The 22,239-nt window shown below is 76.4% G+C and carries 13 protein-coding genes and 2 pseudogenes; 3 read left to right on the top strand and 12 right to left on the bottom strand.

Features of this window, described 5'->3' with window-relative positions:
* The first annotated feature begins 95 nt into the window (after positions 1–95).
* Positions 96–2,639, top strand: coding sequence for a glycoside hydrolase family 31 protein (locus VSR01_RS35655; RefSeq protein WP_326453105.1), 2,544 nt, complete (start codon positions 96–98; stop codon positions 2,637–2,639).
* A gap of 141 nt (positions 2,640–2,780) precedes the next feature.
* Here the strand turns inward: VSR01_RS35655 and VSR01_RS35650 are convergent, their stop codons facing one another.
* A complete protein-coding gene (locus VSR01_RS35650) occupies positions 2,781–3,374 on the bottom strand; it encodes an NUDIX domain-containing protein (RefSeq protein WP_442785746.1) in 594 nt (197 codons plus the stop codon).
* Between the two features lie 70 nt (positions 3,375–3,444).
* Here VSR01_RS35650 and VSR01_RS35645 point away from each other — a divergent pair, with 70 nt between their 5' ends.
* The gene (locus VSR01_RS35645) at positions 3,445–4,320 is read left to right on the top strand and encodes a M15 family metallopeptidase (RefSeq protein ID WP_326453103.1); all 876 of its coding nucleotides are present in this window, start codon (positions 3,445–3,447) and stop codon (positions 4,318–4,320) included.
* Here VSR01_RS35645 and VSR01_RS35640 read toward each other — a convergent pair.
* From VSR01_RS35640 to VSR01_RS35605, 8 genes and pseudogenes are all read right to left on the bottom strand, one after another.
* On the bottom strand, positions 4,224–5,552 hold the full coding sequence (locus VSR01_RS35640; RefSeq protein ID WP_326453102.1) for an adenylosuccinate synthetase: 1,329 nt from the start codon (positions 5,550–5,552) through the stop codon (positions 4,224–4,226). The genes VSR01_RS35645 and VSR01_RS35640 overlap by 97 nt on opposite strands.
* A 47-nt stretch (positions 5,553–5,599) precedes the next feature.
* On the bottom strand, positions 5,600–6,529 hold the full coding sequence (locus VSR01_RS35635) for a hypothetical protein (RefSeq protein ID WP_326453101.1): 930 nt from the start codon (positions 6,527–6,529) through the stop codon (positions 5,600–5,602).
* A gap of 123 nt (positions 6,530–6,652) precedes the next feature.
* Positions 6,653–7,768, bottom strand: a complete 1,116-nt coding sequence (locus VSR01_RS35630) for a molecular chaperone DnaJ (protein ID WP_326453100.1) — start codon at positions 7,766–7,768, stop codon at positions 6,653–6,655.
* Positions 7,765–8,720, bottom strand: a pseudogene (locus VSR01_RS35625) (NUDIX hydrolase). Before VSR01_RS35625 ends, VSR01_RS35630 begins: the two are co-directional and overlap by 4 nt.
* A gap of 226 nt (positions 8,721–8,946) precedes the next feature.
* Positions 8,947–9,561, bottom strand: coding sequence for a GTP-binding protein (locus tag VSR01_RS35620; RefSeq protein ID WP_326453987.1), 615 nt, complete (start codon positions 9,559–9,561; stop codon positions 8,947–8,949).
* 55 nt (positions 9,562–9,616) lie between these two features.
* Positions 9,617–10,099, bottom strand: coding sequence for a DUF742 domain-containing protein (locus tag VSR01_RS35615; RefSeq protein ID WP_326453099.1), 483 nt, complete (start codon positions 10,097–10,099; stop codon positions 9,617–9,619).
* A gap of 46 nt (positions 10,100–10,145) precedes the next feature.
* A complete protein-coding gene (locus VSR01_RS35610) occupies positions 10,146–10,568 on the bottom strand; it encodes a roadblock/LC7 domain-containing protein (RefSeq protein ID WP_326453098.1) in 423 nt (140 codons plus the stop codon).
* Positions 10,565–13,222, bottom strand: a complete 2,658-nt coding sequence (locus VSR01_RS35605; RefSeq protein ID WP_326453097.1) for a sensor histidine kinase — start codon at positions 13,220–13,222, stop codon at positions 10,565–10,567. The genes VSR01_RS35610 and VSR01_RS35605 overlap by 4 nt, the downstream gene beginning before the upstream one ends.
* 165 nt (positions 13,223–13,387) lie before the next feature.
* On the opposite strand from VSR01_RS35605, the gene VSR01_RS35600 reads away from it, so the two are divergent.
* Positions 13,388–13,888 (top strand): hypothetical protein, encoded by a 501-nt coding sequence (locus tag VSR01_RS35600; protein WP_326453096.1) that lies wholly within the window; start codon positions 13,388–13,390, stop codon positions 13,886–13,888.
* 73 nt (positions 13,889–13,961) lie between these two features.
* On the opposite strand, the pseudogene VSR01_RS35595 reads toward VSR01_RS35600, so the two are convergent.
* From VSR01_RS35595 to VSR01_RS35585, 3 genes and pseudogenes are all read right to left on the bottom strand, one after another.
* Positions 13,962–19,333: pseudogene (locus VSR01_RS35595) on the bottom strand (hypothetical protein); the annotation flags it as partial.
* 148 nt (positions 19,334–19,481) lie between these two features.
* Positions 19,482–20,429, bottom strand: coding sequence for a hypothetical protein (locus VSR01_RS35590; protein ID WP_442785745.1), 948 nt, complete (start codon positions 20,427–20,429; stop codon positions 19,482–19,484).
* Between the two features lie 127 nt (positions 20,430–20,556).
* The gene (locus VSR01_RS35585) at positions 20,557–22,092 is read right to left on the bottom strand and encodes a hypothetical protein (protein ID WP_326453986.1); all 1,536 of its coding nucleotides are present in this window, start codon (positions 22,090–22,092) and stop codon (positions 20,557–20,559) included.
* Positions 22,093–22,239: the final 147 nt, after the last annotated feature.

Raw genomic sequence — 22,239 nt, 5'->3', positions numbered from 1 at the left:
GGACCGGTCCCCGCCGCGCGGACGCCCGCCCCCCTCCAGGTGAACGCTGGTTGAACGGCGAGCGCCGCAGGCGGGAAGGGTGGAAGGGTGGGGGCATGGATGTCGGGGACCTGCTGCGGTCGGTGAGGATGGCGGGTTCCGCCCAGGGCCTGCGCTCGGTGCGCTCGGCGTGGCGCAGGCGGCGCCTGGACGCGCGCGACCTGCCGCGGCGCGGCCCCGAGCGGGCCAGGGTGCCGGGCGCGGCGGTGGACGCGGAGCCGGGACCGGGCGGTGGCACGGTCCGCTTCGCACGGTCGGTGCTGCGGGTGCGGGTCGCGGTGGGCGGCGCGGTCTTCTGCGGCTGGGACGGCGCGGAGCCGGAGCCGTCGTACGCGCTGGCGCCCGGTTCGCCGCGGGCCGGTCTCACCGGGCGGTGCCCGGAGGCGGACCTGCGGGCGGTGCTGGAGCCGGACAAGGACGGCTGGCGGGTGGTGTCCGAGCGGGTGACCGTGCACGTGTCCCGGCACGGCGCGGTGGAGATCCGCACCCCCGGGGGCCTGCTGCTGCGCCGGGAGCTGCCGCCGCGCTGGTGGGACGCCCCGGACGGCCCGGGCTCCGGGGGCGCGGGGTCGCCGGACGCGGCGGCGGGCGGCGCGGACGGCCCCGGCGGGGGTGACGGTCCGCGCTGGGTGCAGCGGTCGCAGACGCCGGCCGACGCCCGGGTGTTCGGGCTCGGCGGGAGGTCCGGCGGCCCGCGGCTGCCGGCGGGCACCTACCGGCTGTGGAACACCGACCCCGGTGGGGCGTTCGGGCCGGGCGACGATCCGCTGTACATCACCATGCCGGTGCAGTTCGTGGTCGCCGACGCCGGCTGCCACCTGGTCTTCCACGACAACACGTGGGACGGCCAGGTGACGCTGCGCGACGGCGAGGAGGGCGCGGGGTCGGGGCACGACCGGCCGGGCGGCTGCGAGGTGCGGATGGACGGCGGTCCGCTGCGCTACTGGGTGATCGCGGGCACGCCGGCGCGGGTGCTGTCGGCGTGGACGGCACTGACCGGGCGGCCGGCGCTGCCGCCGCGCTGGGCGCTGGGGCACCACATCTCGCGCTGGGGCTTCGGCAGTCAGCAGGAGGTGCGCGCGGTGGTGGCCGGCTACCGGGAGCGCGGGCTGCCGCTGTCGGCGGTGCACCTGGACATCGACCACTACGACGGCCACCGGGTCTTCACCGCGGACGCCCGGCGCTTTCCCGACCTGCCGGGCCTGTCACGGGAGTTGGCCGAGCAGGGGATACGCCTGGTGTCGATCGTGGACCCGGCGGTGAAGGCGGAGGCGGGCCTGGACGCGTACGAGTCGGGTGTCGCGGCCGACGCGTTCGTACGGGACGCGCACGGGCGGCAGGTGCGGGGCGTGGTGTGGCCGGGCGAGGCGGTCTACCCGGACTTCACCGATCCCGCGGCCCGCGCGTGGTGGGGCGGGCTGTACGCCGAGCGGGTCGCGCGGGGCTTCGCCGGGGTGTGGCACGACATGAACGAGCCGGTGTCGTTCGCGGCGTTCGGCGACCCGTCGTTGCCGCGGTCGGCCCGGCACACGCTGGAGGGCCGCGGCGGCGACCACCGCGAGGCGCACAACGTGTACGCGCTGGGCATGGCGGCGGCCGGGCACCGGGCGCTGACCGAACTGCTGCCGGGGCAGCGGCCGTTCCTGTTCTCCCGGTCGGGCTGGGCGGGCATGCAGCGCTACGGCGGCACCTGGTCGGGCGACGTGGCGACCGGATGGCAGGGGCTGCGCGCCTCGCTCGCGCTGGTGCTGGGCCTGGGGTTGTGCGGGGTGCCGTACTCGGGGCCCGACGTGGGCGGGTTCAGCGCGCCGCCGGAGCCGGAGCTGTACCTGCGGTGGTTCCAGCTCGGCGCGTACCTGCCGTTCTTCCGCACCCACTCCTCGATCGACGCGGGGCTGCGCGAGCCGTGGCGGTTCGGCCCCGCGGTGCTGGAGCACGCGCGGGCCGCGCTGGCCGAACGCACGCGGCTGCTGCCGTACTTCGAGACGCTCGCGCACATCGCCCGCGGCACCGGCGCGCCCTACGTGCGGCCGCTGTGGTGGTCCTCGCCCGCCGACCGGGCGCTGCGCGAGTGCGGCGACGCGTTCCTGCTCGGTGACGCGCTGCTGGTGGCGCCGGTGCTGGAGCCGGGCGCCGTGGCTCGGGCGGTACGGCTGCCGCGCGGCCTGTGGTACGACACGGCGACGGGCCGGGCGCACCGCGGGCCCGGGCAGGTGCTGCTGGACGCGCCACCGGGCCGGACGCCGGTACTGGCCAGGGCCGGGGCGGTGCTGCCGGTGGCCGGGGCGGACGGTGCGATCGAGCTGGAGGCGTGGGCGCCGCGCACCGGACGCACCGGCGGCGGCGTGGTCTTCACCGGCGACCCGGAGGGCTGGGGCGCGCCGACGATGGAGCGGTTCACCACGCGGTGGGCCGACGGCCGGGTGCTGGTCGAGCGCGACGGCGGCGGCGAGGTCGGCTACCGGGTGCGGGTGCGGGGCCGGCGCGGACTCCCCGGCGGTGCGGGACGCGGGCGGGACGGCCGGCGCCGCGGACGCCGCCGCGGAGTGAGGGCGGCCGAGCCCGGGGGCCAGGGCGGTTGCGGGGCGGGCCGGCCGTGACGGCCGAGCGAGCCGGGGCGGTCACACGGACCGCGGCGGTCAGCCAGGCCACGGTCGGACCGGGTGCGGCGCTCACGCGGGCCACGGTCGGACCGGGTGCGGCGGTCACGCGGGCCGCGCCGACCGGGACGGGTGCGGCGGTCAGGCCGGCCGCGTGCCCGCGGTCGCGTACGCGCCGTCAAACCAGCGGCGCGCGGCGAGCGTGTGCAGCTCGAACGCCAGCTCGGCGGGCTCGCGCAGCAGCACGTAGCCGTCCGTTTCGTCGGTCGGCGCGGACGGCGGCAGGCCGGCGGCGGCGAGTTCGGGCAGCAGGCCGAACAGCAGCAGATAGCCGCCCTGTTCGTCGGTGAGCGCGTCGGCGAGGACCACGTCGGCGGTCGGCACCTGGATGCGGGTCTCCTCGAACAGCTCGCGCACCACGGCCCGCTGCCAGCTCTCGCCGACGTCGACGAAGCCGCCGGGCAGCGCGAGCCGGCCCAGCTGCGGGGGGATGGCGCGACGGATGACGACGAGTCCGAGGCCGTCCGCGTCCCGCACCGGCAGCAGCGCGACGGCCACCGGCAGCGGGTTGCGGTAGGCGATCGTGCCGCAGGCCGGGCAGGTGCGGGGCCAGCCCGCGCCGGGCGTGAACGGCGCGCCGCAGGACGAGCAGTGCGAGTCGCGCACCGGGGCGCCCGGCCCCGCGGCCGGGCCGGACTCGGCGGTCGCCGGGGGCTGCGGGGGCGGGGGCGGCATCTGAGGGGACACGCCCGGACTGTATCCGATCGGCCTGCGCGCGGGCGGCTCCTGCTGATAAGGCAGGTACATGCTGAAGCCGATCACCGCCTTACGCGCCCTCGCCCTGCCGCTCGCCGCGCTCCTCGCGCTCTCCGCGGCCGGCCCCGCCCGGGCCCGCGCCGACGCGCGGGCCGACGTCCGGGCCGGCGCGGCGACCGCACCGCAGCGCGCCCACGATCCCACGGCCCCCGCGCAGTTCGTCGCGCTGAGCGCGGTGGACCCGACCATCGTCCAGGAGATGCGCTACTTCACCGTGCACAACTTCACCGGCGCCCGCGTCGACGGGTACCGCGTGCCGATGTGCATCCTGACCCGGGCCGCCGCGCAGGCCCTGCACCGGGTGCAGACGGGGCTGCTCGCCCGCGGCTACACCCTGAAGGTGTACGACTGCTACCGCCCGCAGCGCGCCGTCGACGACTTCGTGGCGTGGGCCGAGGACCTGGACGACCAGGCCATGAAGGCCGAGTTCTACCCGCGCGTCGACAAGACCCGGTTGTTCGCGGACGGTTACATCGCCGCGAAGTCCGGGCACAGCCGCGGCAGCACCATGGACCTCACGGTCGTGCCGCTGCCGGTCCGGCCCACCCGGCCGTACCGCCCGGGCGAGCCGCTGACGCCGTGCTACGGGCCCAAGAGCGAGCGCTTCCCCGACAACTCCCTGGACATGGGCACCGGTTTCGACTGTTTCGACACCCTCGCGCACACGCTGGACCCGCGCATCCAGGGCGTCCAGCTGGACAACCGGCTGCTGCTGAAGAGCGCCATGGAGGCGCAGGGCTTCACCAACCTGCCCGAGGAGTGGTGGCACTACACGCTCAACGACGAGCCCTTCCCCGACACGTACTTCGACTTCCCCGTCGATCCGCGGTCGTTGGCGAACCACCCGGCGTCCACGAGGCGTTGACGCGTCGGACCGGACGACTCCAGCACGACGGGCGCGTTCAGCAGCGCGCTGAGCGCGCCCGTCCAGGCGTCCGGATCGCTGCCCGGCTCGTCCCAGCGTGCGGGGCGGGCGCGCAGCAGCCGGCCGGTCAGCTCCGCCTGCCGCGCCAGGTCGCCGGCCGGCCCGGGTTCGATGCGCGTGACGGGTTCGCCGTCGACGTCGTATCCGCGGCAGATCCGCAGCCCGGCGCGGGCCGGGGCGTCGAGGTGGGTGACGGCGAGCCCGTCCACTCCCCCGCAGACCTCGACCGCGTAGGCGTGGGCGACCGCGTCGAAGTGGCCGATGCGGAAGGCGCCCTGCCAGCGGCCGGTTCCGTTGTGCGGCTCGGGCAGCGCCGCGGTCAGCGCCGGGTCCTCGGTGACCAGCGGTCCCGGCCCGTGCCGGGTGGTGTAGGTGCGGACCACCCCGAGCCTGCGGGCCCCGTCCGGGGCGTCCGCCTCGGCGAGCAGCGTCCGGGCGTTGGCGAAGGTGGTGGTGGACCAGGTGGTGTACGGGTGGAAGCCGTGCCATTCGTCCAGCAGCACGCCCTGCGCGCCTTCGAAGACCAGCGGGCCGCGCCGCACCAGCCGGTGCAGTTCGTCGTCGCCGGTGAGCGTGACGGTGCGGGCGAAGGCCGCATAGGCGTCGGCGCAGTCCTCGACCGGCGGGGCCGGCAGCGGCCCGCCGAGCGCGTCGGCGAGCCGGTCCCGCAGCAGTCTCAGCAGCCGCAGCAGGCGTGGCCGTGAGGTGCAGTCGCCCGCGGTGGGGGCGTCCCCCGGATGGGTGAGCGCGTAGCTCGCGCTCTCGCCGACGCCCATCCCGCACGAGCCGTGCCGGGCGGCGCCGCGGGCCTGCTCGCGCAGCCGGCCGGCGGCGGCGTGGTAGGGCGTGGTGAGCAGCGCCCGCCGGTCGACGGTGAGCAGCGCGTAGGGGTCGGGCACGCCCAGGGCGCGCAGGTGGTCGGCCTCGGCGGTCAGCGCGAGCGGGTCGACGAGCATCAGCCGGGACAGGTGGGTGGGCACGCCGCGCAGCGTGCCGGAGCCGAACTGGGCGAAGGTGTGGTGGCCGCCCTGCTCGGTGACGACGTTGTGCGCGGCCTGGGCGCCGCCGTTGAAGCGGACGACGGCGGCGACGTGGCCGTCGCGGCTGAGCGCGTCGACCACGGCGCCCTTGCCGGCGTCGCCGTGGCCGAGGTCGACGACGATGGTGTGCACGGGTGTCCTCCGGACGTCGGGCGAAGTGGGGTGCGGGCGCCGTCGGGTCAGCGGCCGGCGCCGGGGCTGCGTCCGCTCAGCGCGCGGGCCACCGAGTCGCCGGCGGTGGACCCGATGTCGGCGAGGTCGGCGAGCCCCTCGGCCAGGTCGATGGCCTCCTCGCCGAGGCCGACGGTGACGGCGATGGTCTCGCAGACGGCGTCGAGGTCGTCCAGTTCCAGGACGTTCTGGCCGAGCAGCTTGCGCCACACGCCGAGCACCTCGCTGTTGCCGGCGTAGGAGGCGCCGGCCGGGAGGATGTAGAACACGTGGAACTTGCGCTGGAGTTCGGCCAGAATCCGGGGCAGCGGGATGTCCTCGGGGATGGACTCGCCGAGCACCGACCGCACTTCGCGCGCCTTGACCTTGCCATAAGGCAGTTCGTCGCCGATGAGGAAGAGGTAGCCGCGCCGGCCGCGCTTCTCGTGGCAGTCCATCGAGGTGTGCCGGGCCATGGCGTAGAGGGCGAGTTCGTAGGACTCGGTCATCTGGCCGCCGCCACCGCCCTCCAGCAGGATGTTGCCGAGGTCGTCGTCCATCCGGTTGTCGGACTCGAACTGGCCCAGTTGCAGCGGCACCCGGTCGCAGGTGGCGTCGCCGATGGCGCCGAAGAGGATCTGCGGGTGCTCGGTGTAGCCCTTGCGCAGCAGCAGTCCGAACAGGTCGGGCAGCTTGGTCTGCAGTACCCGCGGCACGCCGCCCATGGAGCCGGTGACGTCGAAGAGCACGGATATCGCGAGCGAGGTGGGGTGTTCTGCGCTGTCGCGGCTCTCCCGCACGGTGAGCCCGTGCGGGTCGAGCGACGGGTGGGCCTTCCAACTGCGGCGCGGCGACGAGGACCTGATCCGGTTGTCGTAGCCGAAGGCGTCGGCCCCCGAGGCGGCGCGGTAGCGCGCGGCGGCGGCGTAGACGTCGGTGGACCAGTTTCCACTACCCATGGTGGTTCCCCCTTGGGGTGCGGGCGTTCGTGCGAACGCGGGTGCGGTCGGAGCGGGTTGACGGGTCGGCGGTGGGTGTACGGACGCCCGGCGCCGTCGCGGCGGGCCGGCGGCGAGGCGCGGTCAGGGCCGCGACGGCTCCGGCATCGCGAACGGGCGGAACGTGCGCGGCCCGTAGAGCCGCGTCAGCAGGTCGTCCAGTTCGGCGAGCAGGCGCCACGCGTCCTGCGGTCGGGACCGTTGCGACGGCAGGGTGCAGCCGCGCAGGAACGCCCGCATCTCGGGCGGCGCCTGAGACCCCATCAGGTCGCGGACGCAGACGGAGGCGAGGTGGATGTCGGTGGCGGGCGAGGCGGGCAGATGCTCGCGGACCTCGGGCGGGTAGGCGTCGCGGTGCCGGGTGACGAGCACCGGGACGTCGGTGCCGACCGCGGTCGCGTAGCACCAGTCGGCGATCACCAGGCCGTGCAACCGCGGGTGGATCAGCACGTGTTCGGGGAAGACCGCGCCGTGCACCAGACCGGCGCGGTGCGCCCAGCCGAGCCCGGTCAGCAGCCGCCGCCACATCCACGCCGCGTCCCGCGGGTCGAGCCCGCCGGGGTGCGCTGCGGCGACCTCGGCGAGCGTGTGGAAGCCGCTGAGCGGCGCGAGCACGTTGACGCGGCGCTCGGCGCCGTCGGCGGTCGCGTGCCGGAAGCTCTCCAGCAGCACGGGCGCGTAGGCGCGGTGGCGCGGCTCGGCGACGCGGTCGAGCCGGTCCAGGACGTCGGCCTCGTGCTCCATCAGGTCGTTGTCGCGCGGCAGCAGCGGGACCTTGAGCACCGCGGGGCGCCGGGCGCCGGCGTCCTCGTAGTGCGCGGAGCGCAGTTCGGCCAGGTCGCCGGTGGCGATCACCGGGCCCGGCGTGTAGCGGTGCAGGCGTCCGTCCATGGGGGCCAGGCCGTCCATGGGGGCAAGGCCGTCCGGGCCGCCGTCCGCCGCCGTGACGCTCCGGGCGCGCCAGGCGTCGGCGAGCGCGGCGAAGGCGGCGGTGGCCTCCGCGGCGCGGCCGGCCTGCGCGGTGTCGGGGTGCAGCAGCCGGGCCAGCCTGCGGTAGAGGCCGGCGGCGCGGCCGGCGTGGGCGGGGAAGCCGCCCGGCAGCCCGGCGAGCACCGCCAGCGCGTCGTCGAAGCTCTGCGGCGGGCGCGCCGCCGGCCCGCCGCGCCCGTCGCCGCCGTACGCCCCGGCTCCCGCGGTCATCGGACGGCCGCCTCGTGGTCGGGGCGGAGCAGCGCGGGGTGCAGCAGGCGGGCGTCGCCGGCGCGGTAGAGGCGGGCGCGGGGGCCGCCGCGGCTTCCCGGCCGGCTGTCGGTCTCTCCGGTGGACTCGACGAAGCCGGGGACGGACAGGACCTTGCGGTGGAAGTTGCCGGCGTGCAGAGGCGCGCCCCACACCGTCTCGTAGACCGCGCGCAGTTCGCTGACGGTGAAGGTCTCGCCGAGGAACGCGGTGGCCAGCGGGGTGTACTCGATCTTGGCGCGGGCGCGTTCGACGGCGTCGGCGAGGATGCGCGCGTGGTCGAAGGCGAGGACGGTCCTTTCCCCCGGCGCCTGGTGGGAGGGCGCCTGCGAGGAAGGGGCCGGCGGCCGGCACCACCCCCGTGGGTCCCGGTCCGCCGACCCCGCTCGAAGGGACGCGAGGGCCCGGTAAGCGGTTGCCCGGGCAGGGCGACCGACTCCAGCGGCAGCCACTCCGCGCCCGCGGCGTCGCTTCCCGCGGTGGCCTCGGGCAGGCCGGGGGCGAAGGCGAGGTAGGCCACCGACACCACGGGCATCCTCGGGTCGCGGCCCGGGTCGCCGTAGGAGCCCAGCTGTTCCAGGTGCACGCGGCCGAGTGCGGGCGCGTCCAGGCCGGTCTCCTCGGCCAGTTCGCGGGCCGCGGCCTCGTCCAGCGACTCGCGCCCGGCCCGGACGAAGCCGCCGGGCAGCGCCCACGCGCCGGCGAACGGCGGGCCGCCGCGGCGTACGGCCAGGACGTGCAGCGCTCCCCCGCGCAGGGTCAGCGCGACCACGTCGACGGTCACCGCGACGGGGTCGAAGGCACGCGGGTCGTAGGCGGCGAGGAAGTCCGCCTCGCTGTCAGCCGGTTGCCGCGTCCCCGACGGGGACGGTCGCCGGGCCGGCCGCCGTTCGCCGTTCTGCCGCGCTGCCATCGCGGTCCTCCTCACGCCGGTGCCTCATCAGTTGTTCTCATGGTGAGTATTTCTCATGCAGAGAACAACCTAGCACCGGCCTCGGGCGCCGTCCAGGGTGTTGCGCGGGGCTCGCCGTCCAGGGTGTTGCGCGGGGCCCGCGGACACCGCCTGATGCCGGGGTACCGTCCCGGGCACGCGAAAGCGCCCGGACCCTCCGGGGCCCGGGCGCTTCGGTGACGCCGCGTCAGGTGGTGGCGGGGGTGCGGCGGCGGTCCGCGGCCGTCCGGGCCGCGTGCTCGACGACGGTGACCAACACCTGCTTGGCCGACTCGCGTTCGCGCGCGTCGCACAGCACCACCGGCACGCCCGGGTCCAGGTCGAGCGCGTCGCGCACGTCGTCCGGCTCGTGCACCTCGGCGCCCTCGAAGCAGTTGACCGCTACCATGAACGGGATGCCGCGGCGCTCGAAGTAGTCGACGGCGGCGAAGCAGTCGGCCAGCCGGCGGGTGTCGGCCAGCACCACCGCGCCGAGCGCCCCTTGCGCCAACTCGTCCCACAGGAACCAGAACCGGTCCTGTCCGGGCGTGCCGAACAGGTACAGCACCAGGTCCTCGCGCAGCGTGATGCGGCCGAAGTCCATCGCCACGGTGGTGGTCCGCTTGCCCTCGACGCCCGCGGTGTCGTCCACCGGGCGGCCCGTCTCGCTGAGCGGCTCCTCGGTGCGCAGCGGCCTGATCTCGCTGACCGTGCCCACCAGCGTCGTCTTGCCCACGCCGAAACCGCCGGCCACCAGCAGTTTGAGTGCCACCGGCTCCGCGGTGGTCGGCGTGCTGCGGCGTTCGGAGCGGACGATGGCCATGGTCATCTCTCTTGGTATGGGGCGGGGGCTCGACTCGTGCTGCCCACGCGGTGGTTCACAGGGCGCGCAACCCGTTGATGACGTCGCGCAGGATACTCTCGTCGGGCAGTTCGGCCGGCGGCACCGGCTTGTGGATGTGCACGTGTTCGGCCTCCAGCAGGTCGCCGACCAGCACCCGGATCACCCCGACCGGCAGGTCGAGGTCGGCGGCGAGTTCGGCGACCGAGGTGGCCTGGAGCCGGCAGCGCTCGACGATGTCGAGGTGCTCGGGCGACAGGCTGTGGTCGTCCAGCGCGGCGCTGTCGCCGTTCCTGGTCTCGGTGACGACGAGGGCGATGAGGTCGATCCTCGCGTCGGCCGCGTGGCTGGTCCTGCCGCGGGTCATCGCATAGGGCCGCACCACCGGGCCGGCCGCGTCGTCGTACCAGCGGGCCGCGCCCGCGCCGCCGCCCGGTGCGACGCCGTCCGGTCCCCCGGAGTCCGGTCCGCCGACCGTGCCGCTGTCCGCGCCGTCCACCGGACCCATCCCTGCCGTCATCCATCGCCCCGTCCCCGTCACGCCGTGGTCACCGGCCCATCGGTCGTCAGCCGCTGAGCGCCGCGTCGTCGCCGCCTCGCGGCGCGCTGCCCAGGTGGGCCCCCACCCGCTTGACGAGCAGGGCCATCTCGTAGGCGACTTGGCCCACGTCGGAGTCGGCGTCGGCGAGCACGGCCAGACAGCTGCCGTCGCCGGCCGCGGTCACGAAGAGGAAGGCGTCGTCGAGTTCGACCATCGTCTGGCGGACCTGGCCGGCGTCGAAGTGGCGTCCCACACCCTTGGCGAGGCTGTGGAAACCGGAGGCCACGGCGGCCAGGTGCTCGGAGTCCTCCCGGGTCAGCCCGTCCGACGCGCCGATGGCCAGGCCGTCGCCGGACAGGACCAGAGCCTTGCGGATGCTGCCCACCCGGCCGACCAGGTCGTCGAGGAGCCAGCTCAGCTCACGTGTCGGGCTCGATGCTGCGGTCATCGACCGTTCTTCCCCTCATCAGGTGTCGTTCGCGGTGCTGCTGTCGATGCTTCGTCGGAGCCGGCCGGCGGCTGCGCGGCCGGGCCGGGCGCGGGCTCGGCGCTCTCCCGGCCGCGCTGCCAGCCGCGCTGGATGGCGCTCATCCGGTCGCGTACCTCGTCGGGGGACCGCTCTCTGGTGCGCTCGGGCGCTGTGCCGGTCCGGGTGGACCCGGTGCCGGACTCGCGCAGCTGCGGCGCGAGGCTGGCCTGGCGCACCCTGCGCGGCAGCGTGGAGCCCCCGGTGGTGCTGGTGGTGGGACCGCTCGGCCGGTCCGGCCGAGCGGCCCTCGGCGCGGGCCGCTCGGCGGGGCCGCCGACCGCGGAACCGGGGTCCGCGGAACCGGTGTCCGCGGGGCTCTCCGGGGCGACCGGACGGACCGGGTCGGACGTCCCCACCGAGTCCGCCGAGCGCCCCCGGTCCCGCGCGGGCTCCGCGCCCGGCCGGCCGACCGTGCGGCCGCGGTCGGAGACCAGCACGGGGGTGGTCCTGCGGCGGCGCGGCAGCGGCACCGGGCCGTCGAGTTCGGGGTCCTCGCCGGGCAGCAGCGGCGGCTCGTCCGCGTCGGTGTGCGCCGCGTGCTCCTTGTGGGACTCGCCGCCGATCGCGTCGATGCCGTCCATGCCCCACTGGCGGAAGGTGTGCTCGGTGTCGCGCGGCTCCGGCTCGCCGCCGTACGGCCCCGCACCCTCGCCGAGCCGGGTGGAGCCGGTGTCCTCGCCGGTGTCGGTGAGCAGCGTGGCCGGGATGAGCACGACCGCGGTGGTGCCGCCGTACGGGGACTGCCGCAACGAGACGCGCACGCCGTGCCGCTGCGCCAGGCGGCTGACCACGAACAGGCCGAGGCGGTCGGTGTCCGACAGCTCGAACTCGGGCGTCTCGGCCAGCCGCAGGTTCGCCTCCAGCAGCGCGTCGGGGGTCAGCCCGAGGCCGCGGTCGTCGATCTCCAGCACGAAGCCGTTGGCCACCGCCTCGCCGTGCAGCCGGACCTGGGTGTGCGGCGGGCTGAACACCGCGGCGTTCTCGATGAGTTCGGCCAGCAGGTGGGTGAGGTCGGCGACCGCTGCGCCGGTGACCGCCAGCCGCGGCAGCCGGCGCACCTCGATGCGCTCGTAGTCCTCGACCTCGGCGACGGCGGCGCGCACCACGTCCATCAGCTGGACCGGCTTGCGCCACTGCCGGGACGGCGCGGCGCCGGAGAGGATGACCAGGCCCTCGGCGTGCCGCCGCATGCGGGTGGTCATGTGGTCGAGGCGGAAGAGGTCGGACAGTTCCTCGGAGTCCTCGGTGCGCCGCTCCATCGCGTCCAGCAGCGTCAGCTGCCGGTGCAGCAGCACCTGGCTGCGGCGGGCGAGGTTGACGAAGACGTCGGAGACGCCCTTGCGCATGTCGGCCTGCCGCACGGCGGCCTCGACGGCGGCGCGCTGCAGGGTGTTGAGCGCCTTGCCGACCTGGCCGATCTCGTCGTCCGCGTACTGCAGGCGCGGCACCTCGGTCTCGACGTCGACCTGCTCGCCGGCCGCCAGGCGGCGCATCACGCGCGGCAGCCGGGTGCCGGAGACCTCCTGGGCCTCGCGGCGCAGCCCGGTGAGGTCGCGGATGAGGCTGCGGCCGATCCGCACCGAGACGATCAGCGAGGCGATCACCGCGACCAGCCCCAGTCCGCCGATCACCGCGACCTCGACCAGCAGCGCGGTCGACAGCGGCTTGGTGGCCTTGGTGAAGTGGGTGAAGGAGACGGTGTTGAGCCGGTTGAGGTCGTCGAAGACGGTGCCGGCGAGCGAGGGCCAGCCCAGGTGGGCGGCGACCACGGGGGCGTCGGTGGCGCCCGCGGCGATGATGCGGTCCTGGGCGCTGCGCAGCGCCTTGCCCTCGGTGCCCTGCCAGTACGCCTCGTAGGGGGCGCGCTCGTCGGGGTCGAGGGTCTTCAGGTCGGTGTCGTAGTAATTGCGCTCGTTGGCGACGGAGAACTCGAAGGAGGTCAGCTCGGCGGCGCTGATGTGGCCGGTGCTGATCGCGGCGGCCATCAGCGCGTCCTGCCGGCTGAGCTGCTCGCGGGCCCGCTCGACGCCGATCACCGCGCGGCGCTGGCTGTCCAGGTCGCCGTCGCTGAGCGGGCTCACCTCCGCGGCCAGGTCGAACGCCGGGTCGAGCAGGGCGTTGTACGCCAGGTAGGTGTCGTTGCGGCTGATCCGCTCGCTGTCCACCCGCTGCCGCAGCGAGGCGATGCCCTCGACGGTGGTGAGGAAGATGTCCAGCCGGTCGCGGGCGCGCGAGTCGAGGTCGCTACGGATGCCGGAGGACGAGATCTTGGTGCGCAGCCGGGCGATGGAGCCGTCGGTGGCGTGTTCCTGCTTGTCGTAGGCGATCCTGGCCTGCGAGTCGCGGGTGTTGGCGATGTACACCATCGCCACCCGGCGCTCCTGCTGGAGGCTGCTCATCGCGTCGCCCACCGGGTAGCCGACGTTCTCCGCGACCCGCTGGATGTCCGGCCGTCCCCACACCGCCCGGGCCGTCACCGTGGCGGCGAATGCCCAGATCGCGGTCAGTGAGACCAGCGGGATCAGCATCAGCGCCACGATCTTCCGGCGGATCGTCGTACCGCGAAAGCGCATGGCCTCCCCAACGTCTGCCCCCGGCGGGGGAACTGTGTGCCGTTCAAACGGCGCGAGCCTACTACTGACTTCGAGGTAACCCGAAAGCGTGTCCGGGGGGTTGGGAGGGTCTGGCCGGAATCGTACCCGGGGAATGCGGGGGATATTCCGGGGCAGGCACCATTCATGGAGTTCGAAAGGCAATCGGTGTGGCACGAGGAGGAGGTCGGGACTCCCCGGATGCCCGATCCGGTCCGGGCCGCAGCGGTGCGGGCGATGCTGATCGCATCGGTGGCGCTGATCATGGTGGTGATCGACGCGTTGCTCGCGATGGGCCACTCCTGGCTGTCGGCGCCGGTGCTGGTGCTGACGCTGCTGATCAGTGTGGTCGCCACCTGGTCGGTCCTGGACGTGTGGGTCACCCGTCAGGTGTGGCTGCAGCGCAACGGCGTGGTGTCCAGCCCGAGCAGCGTGGCGCGGGCGCGGCGCAGGGAGCTGCGCCGCGCCAGGCGCGAGGAGCGGACCGCCGAGCGCGAGCGGACGGCCCTCGGCCGTGACGCCGCGCGCCGCGCCGAGCAGGCACGGGACCGCTCGGACGCGCGGGGGCGGGCCGACGGCCGCGGACGCGCGGCGGGGCGCGACCCGGCGGGCGGACGGCCCAGGATGCCGCGGCCGCACGGCGCCTGAGCGGGCGCCGGGGGCGGCCGGCGCGCTGGCCGTGAGGGTTCTACGGTGCCGCGGGCGCGGGCGGTGGGTTCTACGGTGCCGCGGGCGCGGGCGCCTCGGCCGGGTCGGCGGCGGGCGTGGCGGCAGGGCCGGCGGGTGCCGTGGCCGGATCGGGCGGGCGGCGGAACATCCTGGTGGCGGTGATCTCGCCGTGCACGCGTTCGCCCTGGGGGTCCGGCACCGGCAGTCCGGGCCGCAAATGCTCTTCCACGCTGATGTACTTCAGTCCCGCGCGCAGGTCCGCGTCATTGCGCAGCCTGACCACCAGCGGGAATTCGGCGAGTGCCGTCGTGTCGAACAATCCGGTGGTGTAGATGAGCTGCACACCGAGCGCGTCGGCGACCGCGCGCTGCAACTCCAGAAGATACGTCGCGTTCGCACGTCCGATCGGATTGTCGAGGAAGAGCGTGCCGGCGTGGCGCTGCCGGTCGCGGCCCCGGTCGTTGCTGCGCAGCGCGGCCATCGTGCAGTAGAGCGCGATCGCGGCGGTCAGGAGCTGGCCGCCGGAGAAGACGTCCCCCATCTGTCCGACCGGCACCCGCTCGGCGCGCAGCACCGCGTCCGGCTTGAGGATCTCCACCGCCACGCCGCGCGGTTCCAGGGCCGCGGCGACCGACCGCAGCAGCAGCGTCATGCCGTCGCGGCGCAGGTCGGAGTTCTTGCGCACGGCGGCGCGGGTCGCCTCGTCGATGACCTCGCCGAGGCGTTCGGTCAGCACCGCCTGGTCGGGGTCCTCGAAGCGGATGCGCAGGAACTCCTGCCCCGACCACTCCCCCAGCCCCTCCGGCAGCCGGGACAGCCGCTGCGCCGAGCGCAGGGTGGCGAGCGAGGACTCGACCAGCCCGCGCAGCCGGTCCACGATGCTGTCCCGGTTGCGCTCCAGCTGCTCCAGCTCGTCGCTGAGCACGCGCAGCCGGGGCGCGAACGCGGCGGCCCACGCGGCGGCGTGGTCGGGCAGCGCGGCGGCCGGCAGCTCCCTGATCTGCTGCCGTGCCGGGGTGCGGACCTGTTCGTACCGGACCGCGTTGGCGTGCCGGACCAGCACGTCGCACGCCTCGCGCACCTGTGTCTCGGCGGCGGACAGATCGGCCGCGCAGCCGCGCAGGCTGCGGCGGGCCTCGGCGGCGGCCTGCCGGGCCTCCTCCAACCGGCCCTGGTACGGCTCCGGTTCGTCGTCCTCGGGCACGCCGCCGGGGCCGTCCCGCAGCAGGTCGCGCAGCAGCGCGGCGGTCTCGTCGAAGCCCGACGCGGCGTCCTCGGCGCCGCGGTGGTCGCGCACGACGTCCGCGTGGGCGGCCCTGGCCTGCTCGAACGCCTCGGTGCGGGCGGCGAGTTCGGCGTTGGCGGCGCGCAGCAGCTCCTGGGCGTGCTCGGCGTCGCGCGGCTGCAGCTGCTCGGGCAGCTCGGCGTGCGCGGCGCCGTCGGCGGGGGCGAGCCGCTCGGCCTCGCCGCGCAGCCGTCCCAGCTGCTCGCTGGCCGCTGACTGGCGTGACTCCAGCGTCTGCACCAGGCGTTCGGCGCGGGCGGCGGCGGCCTGGCGGGACGCGCCGTCCGCGCCGTCCGGGCCCTCCAGCAGTACGGCGGCGCGACTGCGCACCTTGTTGCTGAGGCGTTCCAGCTCCGCGAGGGCGGCGTGCTCGGTGCTCTCGGCGCGGGCCTGCTCGGCGCGCAGGTCGGCGCCGACGCCGACCTGTTCGTAGACCTGCGAGGCCGCGCGGTACGCCTCCCGGAGCGCCGGCAGCGAGGCCGCGGCGGCCGGTGCGGCGTCCTGGGCGTCGCCCGCGTCCTCGGGGGCACCGGCGATCTCGGCGCGCTCCGCGCGCAGGACGTGTGCGGTGCGGCGGGCGTCGTCGGAGGCGCGCTGGGCGGCGCGGCGGTCCTCGTCGGCGGCGCGCGCCTGCGCGAGCAGCGCCTCGCCGCGCGCCTCGGCCTCGGCCGCGTCGGCGGCCAGTTCGCGGCTCCTGCGCTGCCAGCCGGCCCGCTCGCGCAGCCGGTGGGCGAGGCCGGCCAGCGCGTCGGCGCGGCGGCCGGCCTGCTCGGCGGCGGCGCGCCGGGCGTCGGCGACCGCGGCGGCCTCGGCCGCGGCCGTGTCGGCGTCGGCGCGCTCCGCGCGGATCGCGGCGAGCTCGGTGCGGGTGCGCTCGGCGGTCGCGCGGGCGGCCTCGACCTCGGCGGCCAGCTCGGCGAGCCGCCCGCGCGGGCAGGCGGCGCGCCAGGTGGCCAGGCGGGCGGCGAGCGTCCGGTCGTGCGCGAGCCGGACCGCGAGCGCGCGGATCTCCTCCTCTCGGGCGGTGGCGCGGGCCCGCAGCTCGCGGCGTTCGCCGTCGGCGGCCATCTCGTCGTGCATGGCCGGGTTCGGCGGCACGAGGAACACGTCCTGCGCGGCGCCCGCGCCGGGCGGCGGGGCGAGCAGCGCGGCGGCGGTGCCGACCGCGACGGCGGACCGCGGCAGCAGCGCGGCCTGCGCGAGCACGTCCTTGGCCCGGGCGTACGAGGCCGGCTCGGTGACCACCACGCCGTCGACCAGCTCGGGGCGGGCGGCCAGCACCACGGCGTGGTCGGCCGGGTCGACGGCCTGCGCGAGGTAGCGCCAGCCGGGGAGCGCCGGGATGCCGTGCTCGCCGAGGAACTCCACCGTGGCCAGCACGTCCGGGCCCGGCGGCAGCAGGCCGCCGTCGCCGAGCGCGCCGAGGATGCGCGCGTCGTCCGCGGCGGCGGTGCGCAGCTCGAACAGCTGCCGCTCGGCGGATGCGACGGAGTCCTCCAGCAGGTCCCGCAGGGCGTCTGCGAACGCGTCCAGCTCGCCGACCCCGAGCGGGCCGTCGGCGGGCTCCCCGACGCGGGCCCGGACGCCGCGGGCCCGCACGCCGTCCGTGGCGGCCAGGTCACGGCGGCCCGGACGCCGGGCCCCGCCGGCGGGGGACGTGTCCGGCACCTCGGCGTCCGCGCCGGCGCCGCTTTCGGTGCGCGCGCGGGGTACGGACTGCCGGCCGGGGCCCTCGGTCCCGCCCGGTGTGCCGGCGGGGGACGCGCCGGCGCCCGTTCCCCGCCGGCGCCGGGCTTCGCCTGCCGGTCCGGTGCGGAACCCGCGGGGGCCGCCGGTGCATCGGCCGCGGAGGCTCCGGTGTCGGTTCCCCCGCTCGCGCTCGCGGGCGGTCCGCCGCGCGGCACCTCGGGTGCGGGCGGTGCCGCCGTGCGGGCGGCGGCCTCGGCGGCCTTCTCCGCGTTGGAGGCGGCGAGCGCGGCCCGCGCCGGGTCGGCGTCGGGGTCCGCGGCGGCGGCGCCGGAGGACGCGTGCGCGGCGGCGCCGGAGGACGCGTGCGCGGCGGGGCCGGCCACGGCGTCCGCGCCCGCCGCCCCGTCGGCTCCGGAGGCGGCGGGCCCGGGGGTCTCCGCGCGCGCGCCGGACTCCGCGGACGTGCCCGGGGCGGACGCCTCGGTGGGCGAGGCCACGGCAGGCGCGGGCGCGTCGGCTCCGTGAGCGCCCTTGCCGGATGCGGAGGCGGCGGAGGCGGCGACGCCCGGGGCGTGCGGCGCGGCGTCGGGCGACGGCGCGACCGGGGCGGGCAGGCTGAGGAGGGCGGTGAGGCGGGGGTCCGCGGCCAGCGCGGTGGCGGCGACGGTGGCGGCGGAGTGGGCGGACTCGGCGGTGGCGAGGGCGTCGGCGGCGCGGGCGGCGGCGAGGTCGGCGCGGTTCTCGGCGAGGGCGAGGTCCTTGGCGCGCGCGGCGGCCTCGGACGCGGTCCGCGCCGCCGTGCGGGCGGCGGCCTCGGCGGCCTTCTCCGCGTCGGAGGCGGCGAGCGCGGCCCGCGCCGGGTCGGCGTCGGGCGCGGAGTCGTCGAGCCATCCGGCGCGGACCGCGTCCGCGGTCTCCTGCTCGACCTCGGCGAGGCGCTGTGCGAGGTGCCCGCTCTCGCTGCGGGCGCGGCCCGCCTCGGTGGCGGCGGCGGTCGCGGCCCGCTGCGCCGCCTCGGCCTGCTCCTGGAGCGCGGCGGACCGCTCCTCCTCCTCGTCGGCGCGCTCCTCCGCGCGGGCCGCCGCGGCGTGCAGGGCCCGTACCAGGTCGGCGGCGGCGCGGGAGCGGGCGGCGAGCGCCGGGGCGGCGTCGCGCTCGGCCTCGCGGATCGCGGCGCCCACCCGTTCCAGCCGGTCGCCGGCCGCGCGGTGCCGCAGCACGATTTCGGCGGCCTGCCACGCGGCGTGCAGGGTGCGCGCGTCGCCCAGTTCGCGGCGCAGCGAGGCCGCGCCCTTGTCCGCCGCGGCGAGCGCCAGCGAGGCGTGCCGGTAGGCCAGCTCCGCGGCGATCGAGGCGCTGCCCGCGCGGGCCTGCTCGGCGTCGGTGACGGCGTGCGCGGCCTGTGCCATGTGCTGGGCCAGGTCGGCGGCCCGACCGCGTTCCTCCTGGGCGCGGGCGGAGACCCGGCGAGCCAGCGCGCGGGCGCGCCGCTCGGACTGGGCGTGCACGCCGCGGGCGCGGTCGCGCTGCTCCGCGGCGTCGACGATGCGCTCCAGCAGTTCCACCGACCCCGCGGTGAAGTCGCGTTCCGCGGTCAGCTCGGCGCGCCGGCCGAGCTTGCCGGCGAAGCCGTGAACGAGGTCGGCGAGCCCGTCGGTGTCACGGGTGTCGGTGACCGCGCGCAGCAGCAGATCGGTGAAGTCGGCGTCCTTCTTCACCGCGAACAGGCCGGCCGCCTCGCCCTCGTCGGCGTTCATCTCCCGCTGGTAGCGGAAGAGTTCGGGGTCGAGTCCGAGGTCGCCGAGGTGCTCGTTCCAGCGGTCGTGGATCTCCTCCCAGACCACGTCGAGGTGCGGATACGCCTTGCCGGCCTCGGTGAGCGCGTCCCGGAAGCCCTTCATGGTGCGGCGGCGGCCCCGCGCGCCGGACGCGCCCTCGACCGGGGGGCGTACGGCCGTCGACTCCGCGACCGGCAGCGCGTCGAGGCTGAGTCCGGGGCCGGGGCGGAAGGAGTACCACGCCTCGGCGAACTTCCGCGGGTCGGAGGAGACCTGGCGCCCGCGCCACTCGCTGACCTTGCCGACGACGACGAGCTCGCCGGTGAGGGTGTGCTGCCACTCCAGCGCGACGTGGCCGCAGTCCTCGGCGAGCAGGAACTTGCGCAGCACACCGGAGCTGGCGCCGCCGAGGGTGTTGCGGTGGCCGGGCAGCATCACCGAGAAGATGAGCTTGAGCAGCACCGACTTGCCGCCGCCGTTCTCCAGGAAGAGCACGCCGGCCGGGGCCGGGCGGCGCGGCGGACCGGCCGGCTCGTCGGCGAAGAAGTCCCCCTGCGCGGGCGCGGGTTGCGGCACCGGGTCGCCGACGCCACGCAGGTCGAGCACGGTGTCGGCGTAGCGCGCGCCCGCGGGCCCGATGGAGTACAGGCGGACTCGTGACAGCTCGTACATGCGGCGGCTCGTGCTTCCTTCGACTGGCTCGGTTCGGTGTGCGGGTGCGGACGCGGGTGTGGACGTTGAGGGCGGGTGCGGGACGGGGCCGCGGGTGGTTCGGCGGGGAGCCGGCGCGGCCCGGCGGACGGGGAGCGGGTCGTCGGGGTCAGGTGTGGAAGGGCAGGCCCGCGCCCGCCACCAGCTCCTCCGCGTCCGCTCCCTCCGCGGCCGGCACCAGCGAGGGCGTGCCGTCGCCGACCGGGACGACGCCCAGCTCCAGCAGTTCGGCCATCGCCGCGCTGCCGGCCATGTCCCGCACCTGCAACTGGTAGCGCGCGGTGGTCCGGTAGGTGCCGCCGTTGTCGTCGCCGGTGCGTTGCAGGAAGCCGGAGTCGACCAGGAAGGCGACCGCCTTGCCGATGATGCCGGTGGTCGAACTCGCCAGTCTGCGCGCGTCCTTGGTGGCGCCGGTGGCGCTGCGCCGGGTGTAGACCCGCCAGGCCGCCTCCAGACCTGGCGCGTCGCTGGCCGGGTCGGTGTTCTCGCCCGCCTCGTCGGCGCGCTCCTCCAGCCGCCGGCACGCCTGGCGGACGAAGGCGTCGACGCCGTGCACGGTGATCCGGCCGATGTAGCCGTCGTCGGCCAGGTCCTCGGGGCGGGGGAAGGCCAGCGCCGCGGCGGCGAGGTGGGCGAGGCCGTGCAGGAACCGGTCGCCGGCGTCGGAGGCGGCGCGCCGCGCGTAGTCGCCCATCCGGACCGCGAACAGCGAGTCCTCGGCCGCTGCGACGGCCATGCCGGCCCGCGGCGAGACCTCGAGGACCACCAGGCCGAGGCCGGCGGCGACCGCGTCGGCGAGGCGGGCGAAGGCGGGGTCCTCGCGGTGCCGCCGGATCAGGTCGGCGTACTCCGCGTCGCGGGCCGGCAGCAGCTTGGCCTGAAGGCCGAGCCCCACCAGGCGGGCGGCGTCGGCCACGTCGCCCGGGGTCAGGGCGGCGGGCGCGGCGGGGTCCGGGTGCCGCGGTTCGGCGCCGGGCTCGCGCGGGTCGCGGGCGTGCGGCACGTCCCGGACCTGCGGTACGTCGCGGGGGTGCGCGGCGTCGCGGGGGTGCGGCATGTCCCGGGCGCCCTGGGCCTCGCGTGCGTCGCGTGCCTCGGACACCTCGCGGCTCCCGGGTACGCCGCCGCGGTCGCGGAGGTCCCGGCCGTCGCGGAAGTCCTGGTGCTCCCGTGGGTCGTTCACGTCACTCACTCCTCGGGCCGGGCTGGGTCAGCCGGGCGGTGCCCAGGATCAGGTCGGCGCCGCCGAACTCGGGGTCGTCCAGCGGGGTGCCGTCGTCGACGGCGAACAGCACCCGCGGCTCGCCCTGCCGGTGTGCGGTGCCGACCGGCGGCGACGCGGCGTGCACGGCCAGCAGCGCCACCAGATACGGCAGGTCGGGGTCGCGCTGCCGGGCCTCGGCGAGCAGGCCCGAGAGCCGGCGCGGCGCGTCGTCGGGCAGGTCGAGCAGTTCCGTCGCCGCGTCCAGCTGCTCCTCGGAGAAGCGCGAGTCGTCCGGGGTGGCCACCAGGTCGGGCTCGGGCATCTCGGCGCCGAGGTGCTCGCGTTCGACCGGCGGGGTCAGCAGCAGGTCGACCAGGTCGGTCATGCGGACCGCGCCGGGGGTGCGCAGGCCGGCGCCGCGGGCGAAGAAGGCGTCGGTGACCCGCGAGGCGCGTTCCACCGGCAGCGGCAGGATCGGCGCGACCAGCTGCCCGTAGAGGTCCAGGCCGGCCCGGGCGGGCGGCGCGGCGAACGCCTGCCGGTCCTGCTCGGCGCGGAACAGCGGCCCGGCCTCCAGCAGCCGGGACTGGAGCTGGGTGTGCCGGCGGATGCAGTCCTTGACGATGTCGACCAGTTCGGCGGCGCGCCGCTTGTGCTCGGGGTCCTCCGCCTCGTCGCGCGCCTTGCGGATGTTGGTCAGGATCGCGTTCTCGTGGCGGTAGCGGTCGGCGACGTGGTCCAGCGCCTCGGCGATCATGTCGGGGACGCGGCGCAGCCAGTCCACCGCCCGGACGTTGCGCCGGGTGGCCTCCAGGGTGCGGCGCAGCGCCTCGGCGTACTGCACGGTGCGGTAGCGGGCCTGCTCCGCGGCGAGTTGGGCGTCGGCGAGCCGGCCGCGGCTGATCAGCACCTCCAGTTTGACCTCGGCGGCGATCTGGGCGCTGGTGACGTCGGTGTCGAGGGCGCCCACCAGGACGTTGACCGCCTCGTCGGTGGTGCGCAGGTAGACCCCGCCGCCCGGGCCCGGCACCTCCTCGATCAGCTTGAAGTCGTAGTCCCGCCGCACGTACGCGCCGTCGGGGTCGAAGGTGCCGTAGACGGCGCGGAAGCCGCGGTCGGCGCTGCCGACGTTGATCAGATTCTCCAGCACCCAGCGGGCCACCCGCTCGTGCTCAGCGGCCTCCCGCGCGGGGGCCTGGGCGGCGACCCTGGGCAGCAGCCTGGCCACTATCTGGTCGTGGTCCGCGCCGGTGTCGAAGTCCATGTTGAGGGTGACCAGGTCGATCGCGGCGAGCGCGACCTCCGCCATCGCGTACACGCTGTACTCGCCCGCCAGGTTGGCCTTGCGGGCGTCGAGGTCGTGCAGCGGCGCGGTGCAGGCGAGCGCCTTGAGCCTGCGGGCCAGGCCCTCGTCCGCGGCGGGCCCCGGCGCGGGGCGCGCCGCGCCCGGCAGGCTGCGCGGCGGGTGCGGAACGGTCGTGGTCACGCCCCACACATTAGGGGCTGGCACCGACATCGACCGAAACGGCACGGACCGCCACGGGGTGGACGCGCGACGCACGGCCGCCCGGGATGCGATGATCACGCGGGCGGGGTACGGGAAGGGTACGCGGACGCGGCGCGGGCGGTGCACGGCACACGGCACGCGGCACGCGGCAGGACG

The sequence above is a fragment of the Actinacidiphila sp. DG2A-62 genome (genome assembly GCF_035825295.1).
Classification (GTDB): Bacteria; Actinomycetota; Actinomycetes; order Streptomycetales; family Streptomycetaceae; genus Actinacidiphila.
Note: the sequence above shows the minus strand (reverse complement) of the source record. Positions and strands in the feature narration are given on the sequence as shown.